The organism is Pseudomonas sp. 39004, from assembly GCF_028682155.1.
Taxonomy (GTDB): domain Bacteria; phylum Pseudomonadota; class Gammaproteobacteria; order Pseudomonadales; family Pseudomonadaceae; genus Aquipseudomonas; species Aquipseudomonas capeferrum.
In genome coordinates this window covers 1-10,749 of the sequence record NZ_JANIAG010000185.1, presented here as the reverse complement: position 1 = coordinate 10,749, position 10,749 = coordinate 1, and the positions used below count along the sequence as shown (strand labels likewise).

The window sequence follows — 10,749 nt, the reverse complement described above, 5'->3', positions numbered from 1 at the left end:
GCGGGTGCAGACGGCCACCGTCGGCGGCGCCCAGGACCACGACGATTTCGTCGGCACGTGGGGCGTCTTCGATCTGCATTTCCAGGGTGATGTAGTGCGAGCGCAGGCCTTCGTCGTCTTTCTGCATCATCGGGATCTGGATCGAGGTACCTGGGCCGCCGCGCTTGTTGGTGAAGCTCAGGTAGCTCTTGGCCTGCACCGCTTCGCGGTAGTGGTTGCCAAAGCGCAGGGTGTGGATCACGGCAGAGGCGTGCTCGATTTCGCCATCAGCGCCGACCACTGCGGCTTTACCGTAGGCTTCGATCTTGTCGGCACCGCCGATGGCGGCGGTCAGGCGCTCGACCATCAGCGCACCCAGCTCGGAGCAGTTGGCGCGGATTTCCGGCTTCAGATCTTCAACAAAACCGCGACCGGCCCATGGGTTTTTGATCACCACGGCCAGGCCGACCATGGTCACCGGTTTGTCGGTGGCCTTGCCGCCTTCGATGCGGGTCTCTTCGGAGTAGGTGACGATCTTGCGGATTTCGAAACTCATGGGTGGCTCCTGGTGAGGGTTATCAGCTCTTGTTGTCTGATGGTATACCATAATATTTGTTGCGCAAGAGGGGGCTGGAAAAATCTCTTGCCGGGGGACGAAAGGCGTCTTGATCCCTTGATTTGCGCGGCGTCTGTACTGGCCGAAAAACTCAAAAAAATGCCCGCTCGCGAGGGCCACAAGGACCCCCGGGAGCGGGCTGATCCCGCAACTACTTCAGGCAAAGGGAATTCAGGCGAACGCCGGCACCACTTCGTTGATGAACAGCTCGAGCGACTTCTTCTTCTCGGCGTGGGGCAGGCTGTTGTCGCACCAGAAACTGAACTCGTCGACGCCCAGTTCCTGGTAGTACTTGATGCGCGCGATGATTTCTTCGGGTGTACCGATCATGGTGTTCTTGCGGATGTTCTCCAGCTGGAACGCCGGCACTTCGGCAAACTTCGACTCCGGGCTTGGCGCAAGGAAGCCATTGACCGGCACGGTCTTGTTGCCGAACCAGGCATCGAAGGTGCGGTAGAAGCGCGAAATGGCCTGGGCGCCGACCTTCCAGCCTTCAGGCTCGGACGGGCTGTGCACGTGGGTGTGGCGCAGCACCATCAGTTGCGGGCGTGGCACATCCGGGTTGTTGTCCAGGGCCGCCTGGAACTTGTTGCGCAGGTCCAGCACTTCTTCATCACCCTTCATCAACGGGGTGACCATGACGTTGCAGCCGTTGGCCACGGCGAAGTTGTGCGAGTCCGGGTCGCGGGCGGCGATCCACATCGGCGGTTCGGCGTTGAAAGGCTTCGGTACGCTGGTGGAGGTGGGGAACTTGTACACCTCACCGTCGTGGGCGTAGTCGCCTTCCCACAGCTTGCGCACCACCGGCACCATTTCGCGCAGGGCCTTGCCGCCGTCGGTGGCGGGCATGCCATTGGCCATGCGATCGAACTCGAACTGGTAGGCGCCACGGGCCAGGCCCACTTCCATGCGGCCGTTGCTGATCACGTCGAGCAGGGCGCATTCGCCAGCCACGCGGATCGGGTTCCAGAACGGCGCGATGATGGTGCCAGCGCCCAGGCGAATCTTCTCGGTGCGCGCAGCGAGGTAGGCCAGCAGCGGCATCGGGCTTGGCGAGATGGTGTATTCCATGGCGTGATGTTCGCCGATCCACACGGTGCTGAAACCGCCGTGCTCGGCCATCAGGGTCAGTTCGGTCAGGTCTTCGAACAGCTGGCGATGGCTGACCTGTTCATCCCAACGTTCCATGTGTACGAACAACGAAAATTTCATGGGGCTTTCCTCGGAGCTTGAAAGTCTCGCCTGGCGCACCAGGCGTCAGTAATAAGGCTAGGTGCTTCAGGCGAAGGCGGGCAGGCTGGCCATCTTGCCGCGGCAGTAGATCATCGGCTGCGGGGCTTGCTCGGGGACGATCAGGTTGTGCACTTTGCCGACCATGATGGCGTGGTCGCCACCTTCGTATTCACGCCACAGTTCGCATTCGATAATGGCGGTGGCATTGGCCAGCAACGGGTTGCCCAGGGCGCTGAGGGTCCACTCGATGCCGGTGGCCTTGTCCTTGCCCTTTTTCGCGAAGGCATAGGCTTCGGCTTGCTGTTCACCGGACAGCAGGTGAATGGCGAAGCGCTTTTGCTTGATCAGCACAGGGTAGGAGTCGGAGCTGTAGTTGGGGCAGAACAGCACCAGTGGCGGGTCCATCGACAACGAAGAGAAGGCGCTGGCGGTGAGGCCGACGATCGAGCCGTCGTCGTCCAGGGTGGTGATGACGGTGACGCCTGAGGGGAAGGAGCCCAGGACGTTCTTATAGACGGTTGCGTCGATCATGGCGTGTACCTCGAAAGGGGTAGCGGTGGGCCGCTTTTTATCGTTGATGTGTCTGATGGTATACCGTAATACTCGATTTGCAAGCGGAATTTTCTGCCGTGCAAAATTCGCGATGAATGGCGCAAAGCCGCGTGAATAGGGGGTTTGGAGAAAGCGAGACGCCCTGAGCGCGGCTGCTGAACCGGATCAGTTGAAGATTTTTAGACCGAATCAGTGTTGTCAAAAGTTTGGAATACCATAATATGGTCCGCAGCTGAGAGGCCGCCTAGACGCGGTTTCCTTACAAAGATAAAAACGACCTTTCGAGCTGAAAACCATGTCCCAACCGTCATCGCAACACCAGTTTGTCGAGAATCACACGGTCGATTACGTTCCACCTGCCGAGCGCCATGGGAAGGCGCGCGACCTGTTCACCCTCTGGTTCAGCACCAACATTGCGCCACTGCCCATCGTCACCGGCGCCATGGTGGTCCAGGTGTTCCACCTGAACCTGTTGTGGGGCCTGGTCGCCATCGTGCTGGGCCATCTTGCCGGGGGGGTGGTCATCGCCCTGGCTTCTGCGCAGGGACCGCAGCTGGGCATTCCGCAGATGGTCCAGAGCCGCGGCCAGTTCGGCCGCTATGGTGCCTTGCTGATCGTGTTCTTCACGGCGCTAATCTACGTCGGCTTCTTCATTTCCAATATCGTGCTGGCGGGCAAGACCATCCACGGCATTGCCCCGAGCGTGCCGATGCCCGGTGCCATCGTCATCGGCGCCCTCAGCGCGACGGCCATCGGCGTGATCGGCTACCGCTTCATCCATATCCTCAACCGCATCGGTACCTGGGTCATGGGCTCGGCGCTGCTGGCCGGTTTCATCATGATGTTCGTCCAGGAGCTGCCGGCTGATTTCTTCAGCCGCGGGGCGTTCAACCTGTCCGGCTTCATCGCCACCGTGTCGCTGGGCACGATCTGGCAGATCAGCTTCTCGCCGTACACCTCGGACTACTCGCGCTACCTGCCGAAGGAAGTCGGCATTGCCAAGCCGTTCTGGGCGACCTACTTCGGCGCCACCCTGGGCACCATCCTGTGCTTCAGCTTTGGTGCAGTGGCGGTGCTGTGCGTGCCAGAAGGCACCGACGCGATGGACGCGGTCAAGCAGGCCACGGGCTGGCTGGGGCCGATCCTGATGGTGCTGTTCCTGCTCAACATCATCAGCCATAACGCGCTCAACCTGTATGGCGCGGTGCTGTCGATCGTCACGGCCATCCAGACCTTCTTCGCCAAGTGGACGCCGAGCATCAAGGTGAGAGTGATTTTGGCCTCGGTGATTCTGCTGGGCTGCGGGATGGTTGCGCTGAATGCTTCGGCGGGCTTCATCGGCCAGTTCATCGGCCTGATCCTGGCGCTGCTGCTGGTGCTGGTGCCGTGGGCCTCGATCAACCTGATCGACTTCTACCTGATCAAGAAGGGCCAGTACGACATCGCGTCTATCTTCAGTGCCGACGGCGGCATCTATGGCCGCTTCAACCACCACGCGATCATTGCCTATGCCTGCGGGATTGCGGTGCAGTTGCCGTTTGCCAACACCGCGCTGTATGTGGGGCCGTATTCGAACCTTGTCGAAGGGGCTGATTTGTCCTGGTTGATCGGCTTGCTGGTGACGGTGCCGCTGTATTACTGCCTGGCCACGCGGGGGCAGGCGGTCAATCGTGCGCGGGTTATCAGCGTCAACGACTGACAGTTGCAAAGGGGGCCGCAAGGCGGCCCCGGCCATGTCTGATCAGACTTTGAATTGGGCAACCATGCCATTCAGGTCAACCGCCAACCGCGACAAATCCTGCGCCGCCGCACTGGTCTGATTCGCCCCCGCCGACGTCTGCATCGCCAGGTCACGAATATTCACCAGGTTGCGGTCCACCTCGCGCGCCACCTGCGCCTGTTCCTCCGATGCACTGGCGATCACCAGGTTGCGCTGGTTGATCGAGGCGATGGCCTCGGCAATCAGCTCCAGCGCCTGACCCGCACCCTGCGCCACTTCCAGGGTACCCGCAGCGCGCCCTTGGCTGCTGTGCATGGCCGTCACCGCACGTTCGGTGCCGGTCTGGATGCCCACGATCATCTGCTCGATTTCTGCCGTGGACTGCTGGGTACGGTGGGCCAGGGCGCGCACCTCGTCGGCCACCACTGCAAAGCCACGGCCGGCCTCACCGGCCCGCGCCGCCTCGATGGCGGCATTGAGCGCCAGCAGGTTGGTTTGCCCGGCGATTGCGCCGATTACATCGAGCACCCGGCTGATCTCGTTGGCGTTGCCGGCCAGCTGTTCGATTTCGGCCGAGGTGCCGGTCACGTCGTCGACCAGGTGCTGGATCGACGCCAGCGCCTGGTTGACCTGGTCGCGGCCGTCACGGGTGGTGCGGTCGGCGCCTTTGGAGGCGTCAGCGGTACTCACGGCATTGTTGGCCACTTCTTCCACGGCGGCGGTCATCTGGTTGACTGCGGTGGCTGCCTGGTCAATTTCGGCGCTCTGCTGATGCAGGCCGCGGCTGGTGTCTTCGGTGACGGTGTGCAGCTCTTCGGAGGCCGAGGCCAGTTGGTCGGACGAGGCGGCGATCTTGCGCAAGGTGTCGCGCAGGCTCTCTTGCATGCGGCCCAAGGCGCGCAGCAGCTGGGCCGGCTCGTCGCGGCCGGTGACCAGGATGTTCTGGGTCAGGTCGCCGGTGGCCACGCGCTCGGCCACGGCCACGGCAGCGGCCAGGGGCACGACGATGCTGCGGGTGAGCAGTGTGGCGATGGCGGCCAGTACCAGCATGATGACCAGCAATGAACCGATGATGGCGGTCAACGCCTGGTCAGCGACGTCGCTGCTGCGTTGCGAGGCCTCTTCGGCGCCCTTGCCGTTGTAGGCGATCAGCGCGGCCATGGCTTTCATCATGTTGTCGGCATGCTCGGAAAGCGGGCCGTTGATCTGCAGTTTGGCCTGGTCGAGGCGCCCGGCAGCGATGTCGCTGATGACCTGCGCCTGAAGGCTGACGTATTGCTCGTGGGCGGTATTGAAGCGGTTGAACAGGGCGCGGTCATCGGCGGCGATGATGGTGTTGTCGTAGGCCTTCAGGCCATCCTTGAGTTGCGCATTGATGCTTTTGAGCATGTCGAGACTGCGCGCACGCTCCAGGTCGGTTTCTTCCAGCGCTGCGCGCAGGGTGACCGCCCGCGCTCGGCCGAGGTTGCTGCTGATTTCACTGAGGGCTACCACGGCCGGCATCCAGGTGACACGGATTTCATCCGTGGCCTCGTCCATTTGCCGGGTTTCATAAAGGGCTATCAAGCCCATGGCCAGTACCAATACGCCCAACAGGGCGAATACGCTGGCTGCGCGAATGCCGATCTTCATATTCCGTAACTGCATGGAATGCTCCTTGACGGTGGCGTGCAGGCGTCAAGAGCATGGACGGAAGGCCGGCTCACCAGGGGGGTGCCAGCTCTCGATGCGCTGCGGATTTAGTGTGTGTGCCTTACCCTCGTACGTTTTTATTTAAATGATGTCACATGGCCATCATTATTGACCAGTCATTCAATGTAACGACGTGTGCTGACAAATCCGTCGTTTACTGACGGATTTGCCCGCAATCAGGTGTCACACGATCGGGATCAACGGGTCGGCAGCGGCCAGTGCCAGCGCACGGTCAGCGGCGGGCGGGTAGATCCATACCGAGTTGATCTGGCGTTTCAGCGCCTTGCCCTCCTGGCCGTGCAGCTTCAGCTCCCGTTCCCAGCCCTCGCTGTAGGCCGCGCCCCAGTCGCCCAGGTCGAGGCAGGTGACATATTTGGGCTGCCGGTAGATAACAGGTTCGACGCCGAGCAGGTCGGCTGCCGCATTGTCCTTGATATCCCCACCCCCATCCGTTATAGATAAAAAGGAAACCATAAAGAAAAGAGGCCATTTCAGCCCCCATGCACGAGATCACACGTATCTTCCGCCCCTCAGGCCCCCATTTCGCGCCCTGCGCAGATGGATACGGGCCGACCTCAATGACTCCTTCTCCGCTTTCGAGCCTGTTCCACGTGTTGTCGATCCCGCCGGTCAAGCTCCTGCTGACCCAGATGCGCAAACGCCCCGTCCCTCCACCTGCACCGTAGCGCCTGAATTCCACCACCCCCGGCCTTTTGCCGTTCGGGGTTGGGGAGCCTTTGCATTTTTTCAGCGTTCAAATGTTCAGGAATCACTATGACTCTTCGTGTCGCAATCATCGGTGCCGGCCCGTCCGGCCTTGCGCAACTGCGTGCCTTCCAATCCGCCCATGCCCAGGGCGCACCCATGCCCGAGATCGTATGCTTCGAAAAGCAGGCTGACTGGGGCGGTATGTGGAACTACACCTGGCGCACCGGCCTCGACCAGCATGGCGAACCGGTGCACGGCAGCATGTACCGCTACCTGTGGTCCAACGGCCCCAAGGAATGCCTGGAGTTCGCCGACTACAGCTTCGATGAGCACTTTGGCCGGCCGATTTCCTCGTACCCGCCGCGCGAGGTGCTGTGGGACTACATCCAAGGCCGCGTGAAGAAGGCCGGGGTGCGCGACTACATCCGCTTCAATACTGCGGTCAAGAACGTCAGCTTCGATGAGAACACCCGCGAGTTCACCGTCAGCGCCCACGACTACAGCGCGGGGCTTGGCATCGAGCAGGTGTTTGATTATGTGGTGGTGGCCAGCGGGCACTTCTCTACCCCGCACGTGCCGGAGTTTGAAGGCTTCGAGCGGTTCACCGGGCGTATCCTGCATGCCCACGACTTTCGCGAAGCGATGGAATTCAACGGCCAGGACCTGCTCATTGTCGGCAGCAGCTACTCGGCCGAAGACATCGGCTCGCAGTGTTACAAGTATGGCGCGCGCTCGATCACCACGGCCTACCGCACCCAGCCGATGGGCTACAAATGGCCCAAGGGCTGGGAAGAGCGCCCGCAGCTGGTCCGCGTCGAAAACGACTTGGCGTTCTTCGCCGATGGCTCGAACAAGCGCGTGGATGCGATCATCCTGTGCACGGGCTACCAGCATCACTTCCCGTTCCTGCCCGATGAACTCACCCTCAAGACCAACAACCGCCTGTGGCCTGCCGGGTTGTACCAAGGCGTGGTGTGGGAGCAGAACCCGCAGTTGCTCTACCTGGGCATGCAGGACCTGTGGTACAGCTTCAACCTGTTCGACGCCCAGGCATGGTTTGCGCGCGACTACATGCTGGGGCGCATCAAGCTGCCGGCCAAGGCGGCCATGCAGGCCGACAGCGCGCGCTGGCGCGAGGATGAGGAGCAGCTGGCAACCACCGCTTCGATGTATGAATTCCAGGGCCGATACATCAAGCACCTGATCGAGCAGACCGATTACCCGCGCTTCGATATCGATGCGGTGAACCGCATCTTCCTGCAATGGAAGAGCGACAAGAAGCACGACATCATGGGTTACCGTGACAAATCGTACCGCTCAGTGATCACCGGCACCAAAGCCGTGCCTCACCATACCCGCTGGCTGCAGGCGATGGACGACTCGCTGCAGGAGTACCTGCGCGAAACGGACGGCAAGCAAGGTGAGGTGAAAGTGCTGCGTGGGTAGCCGCCTGGCGCGGCCGTCGGACGAAATCACCGTGTTGGACATCGTCAATGCCATCGACGGGCCCAAGGCTATTTTCGACTGCCGCGAGATTCGTGAGCGTTGCACGCTGTTCGAAGGTTCGCCGCCCGGTTGGGCGACTGAAGGCACCTGCGCGATTCATGCGATGATGCTGGGGGCGCAGAAGCGCATGGAAGAGGCGCTGGCGCAGCAGACCATCCTCGACCTGGCGCGGCGCTTCGGGCGCAAGGCACCGGCGGCGTTTGGGCAGCGGGTGAATGAGTGGATGGGTGAGCGGCGGATCCCGGCGAGCCGGGTGTAATGAGGAGATATGGCCCTTCGCCGCCAAGCCGTCTGCAACGAGTCCTCCACAGTTGCCGAGGGTGGAGGGGTACAGGACAACCCAAGAGGTTGGATTTCCGATCCAATCTCTTGGGCCCTGATCGGCATGTGCCCATGTGTCTGTCCTGTATCAGGGGGCAGTAGGATTGAAAGTTCTCATGGAGTAGTTGATACCCACGTCAGAGCCGTAATACATATGGTCGCCAACCATGTCGCGTTGTTTGCTGAGAAGGAAGTGATTTTGGGGTTTCTTGAAGTGATTTCTAAAGTAAGTTGTAAAGTCTTTTAGGCCAGAATTTTTGAACTGGTTGAAGAGTGATTTGTTGTCGGCTGATGAGATAAACAATCTTCCCATAGATGCTTTGACAGGTTTTCCTGTCAGGTTGCTGAATGTCTGCGCAAATGACTCGCCGTTTGGAGAGTGTGGGGACGCGTAGCCTAGGTGGCAGGACAACAGGCGGATATTCTGGTAACGTTTAGTAGAAAGTTCCTGCCACTCTGCGTCGCTTATATTTGCCCAGGTTTTGCCAGTGATTTTTTTCAGTTCGTCGGGTGCCGCACGCATCCGCGCTTTCAAGTTACTGCCTAGCAGGGCATGAAATTTTTTAGGGCTGGTCCTGACGGGCTTGTGTTTCCCGGGTCGCCCCTCAATGGGCTCAGAGCTCGACCGCGACCGCGCCCCCCAGGGAGTGGCCGAAGATCAACCGCTTGTTGGCATCAGGTTGCAGCTGGGCGAAGCGTGCCCAGGCGATCTGCGCATCTTCGTACACCGTCGCCTCGGAGGGCAGCCCGCCACGGCTCTGGCCAAAGCCGCGGTAATCCACGGCCAGCACCGAATAGCCCATGGCATGCAACTGCTCGATGCGGAACAATTGCCCGGTAAGGTTCCAGCGCACGCCGTGCAGGTAAAGGATTGCAGGCGCATCGGCGCGTTTAGCCGGCCACCACCAGGCGTGCAGGCTCTGGTTTTCGGTGAAACTGTGCGGGCGCAGGTCAAGTTCCTGCACCCCGCTGGGCAGCCCGCGGAACCAGCTGGCCTGGCCCGGCTCAATGCGGAACACCAGCTCGCGCTCCTTGTGTTGCAGAACGGCGCAGCCGGTGGGGAGGCCGATGACCAGCAGGGTGGCGCACAGCCAGGTGAGCCAGCGGCGGCGCAGGTGGGTAAGGAAGAAGGTAGGCATGGCGCGGTTGTACCAGATGCATGGGGTTGGATGTCGGGAAAAACGCCGAGCGGTAGCTGCGCCCTTGCGCGACGCAAGGCCGCTCTACAACAGCGGCTGGAACGCTGACAGCAGCCAATCGCGCAGGCGTCGGCAGCTGGGCTCATGTTCCTTGTCTTCGTTGAAGGCCAGGAAGTGGAAGGTGTCCTTGAGCTCCAATTGCTGCGCCACCGGCCGCACCAGCAACCCTTGGGCAACGAGCGGGGCCACCAGATGGTGCCAGCCCAGCGCCACCCCCTGGCTGCCCAAGGCAAGCTGCACCAGCAGGTTGTAGTCATTGGCATTGAAGAAATGCGGCGCTGTGCTGGCGCGGCTTTTCAGGTCGACATCATGGAACGCCAGCCAGACGTTCCAGTCCACGTGTTCGGCTACCTGCGAGCGGCCATAAGGGCTGAGGTTGAGCAGCGAGCCATCGCGAATGCCTTCCAGGGTGGCCAGCTGCGGGTGCTGGGCCAGGTAGTGCGGGCTGCACACCGGGTAGATCAGGTCATGGTTGAGCGGGTGGCAGCTATAGCCCGCCTGGATCTTGCCCAGCTTGGTGATGTAGATGTCCGGCCGCACCCCAGGCTCCATCGACAAAAAGTTCTGGGTGGTCACCAGGTTGATGTCGATATCCGGGTTCTCATCGAAGAACTTCGGCATCCGTGGCCCCAGCCACAAGGCGGCAAACGCCGGTGAGCAGCACAGGGTGACCACGTGTTTGGTGTTGGTGTTGCTGCGGATTCGCTCGGCCGCCTGGGCGATGTTGACGAACGATAACTGCACCGCATCGAAGAAGATCGACCCGGCCACGGTCAGCTCCACCGCGCGGCCGACCCGGGTGAAGAGTTCGGCACCCAGGTAGGTCTCCAGCTCGCGGATCTGCCGGCTTACCGCCGCCTGGGTCACGCACAGCGCTTCGGCGGCACGGGTGAAGTTCTGGTATTTGGCGGCCGCGACGAACACTTTGACTGCGCGCAGCGAAGGCATCTTGAGCAGGGTCTGATCGGGTTCGGAGTGTCTGACCATGGTGCTGGGGTGGGGTCCTTCGTCTAGCCAAGGCCCTCACTCTAGCCTTTGCGCACCCTGCGGTAAATGCACAAGCGCTCTGCCACCGGGGCTGCCGCCCAATTGATAACTTCAGGTAATGGTTAGCGCCCTGCAAATGTCGTTGGACCCGCTCTGGAGCTAGGCATAACGTGAAATACCGGCGCGACAAGGTCAACGGCAGCGCCAACAATGCATTGGCATGAAACAACGGCTCA

8 protein-coding genes and 3 pseudogenes are annotated in these 10,749 nt (G+C 61.1%); 3 read left to right on the top strand and 8 right to left on the bottom strand.

Annotated features, from left to right (window positions below; genetic code table 11):
- The 3 genes from NP534_RS23025 to NP534_RS23015 form a co-directional block, all read right to left on the bottom strand.
- Positions 1 to 535 (bottom strand): amino acid synthesis family protein (locus NP534_RS23025; protein ID WP_274100223.1); only part of this gene is annotated, 535 nt, incomplete at its 3' end.
- Between the two features lie 231 nt (positions 536 to 766).
- Positions 767 to 1,807: an LLM class flavin-dependent oxidoreductase gene (locus NP534_RS23020; RefSeq protein WP_043203125.1), complete on the bottom strand. Its 1,041-nt coding sequence runs from the start codon at positions 1,805 to 1,807 to the stop codon at positions 767 to 769.
- 66 nt (positions 1,808 to 1,873) lie between these two features.
- Positions 1,874 to 2,359 carry a flavin reductase family protein gene (locus NP534_RS23015; protein ID WP_033697327.1) on the bottom strand — a complete coding sequence of 162 codons (486 nt, stop codon included), beginning with the start codon at positions 2,357 to 2,359 and terminating at the stop codon, positions 1,874 to 1,876.
- Between the two features lie 316 nt (positions 2,360 to 2,675).
- Between NP534_RS23015 and NP534_RS23010 the strand changes: the two genes are divergently transcribed.
- Positions 2,676 to 4,079 carry a purine-cytosine permease family protein gene (locus tag NP534_RS23010; protein WP_274100222.1) on the top strand — a complete coding sequence of 468 codons (1,404 nt, stop codon included), beginning with the start codon at positions 2,676 to 2,678 and terminating at the stop codon, positions 4,077 to 4,079.
- A gap of 42 nt (positions 4,080 to 4,121) precedes the next feature.
- On the opposite strand, the gene NP534_RS23005 is transcribed toward NP534_RS23010, so the two are convergent.
- Complete coding sequence (locus NP534_RS23005; RefSeq protein ID WP_274100221.1) at positions 4,122 to 5,747, bottom strand: methyl-accepting chemotaxis protein; 1,626 nt, start codon at positions 5,745 to 5,747, stop codon at positions 4,122 to 4,124.
- 228 nt (positions 5,748 to 5,975) lie between these two features.
- Positions 5,976 to 6,221: pseudogene (locus tag NP534_RS23000) on the bottom strand (NAD(P)/FAD-dependent oxidoreductase); the annotation flags it as partial.
- 345 nt (positions 6,222 to 6,566) lie between these two features.
- Between NP534_RS23000 and NP534_RS22995 the strand changes: the two are divergent.
- Positions 6,567 to 7,946 (top strand): NAD(P)-binding domain-containing protein, encoded by a 1,380-nt coding sequence (locus NP534_RS22995; protein ID WP_274100220.1) that lies wholly within the window; start codon positions 6,567 to 6,569, stop codon positions 7,944 to 7,946.
- Positions 7,942 to 8,265: pseudogene (locus tag NP534_RS22990) on the top strand (RrF2 family transcriptional regulator); the annotation flags it as partial. The gene NP534_RS22995 and the pseudogene NP534_RS22990, both read left to right, overlap by 5 nt.
- Before the next feature lie 150 nt (positions 8,266 to 8,415).
- Here NP534_RS22990 and NP534_RS22985 read toward each other — a convergent pair.
- The 3 genes and pseudogenes from NP534_RS22985 to NP534_RS22975 all read right to left on the bottom strand — a co-directional run bounded on the left by NP534_RS22985 (position 8,416) and on the right by NP534_RS22975 (position 10,513).
- A complete protein-coding gene (locus NP534_RS22985) occupies positions 8,416 to 8,850 on the bottom strand; it encodes a hypothetical protein (RefSeq protein WP_274100219.1) in 435 nt (144 codons plus the stop codon).
- A 94-nt stretch (positions 8,851 to 8,944) separates the two neighbouring features.
- A pseudogene (locus NP534_RS22980) lies at positions 8,945 to 9,466 on the bottom strand (alpha/beta hydrolase); the annotation flags it as partial.
- A gap of 84 nt (positions 9,467 to 9,550) precedes the next feature.
- Positions 9,551 to 10,513: a LysR family transcriptional regulator gene (locus NP534_RS22975; RefSeq protein ID WP_274100218.1), complete on the bottom strand. Its 963-nt coding sequence runs from the start codon at positions 10,511 to 10,513 to the stop codon at positions 9,551 to 9,553.
- Positions 10,514 to 10,749 lie beyond the last annotated feature (236 nt).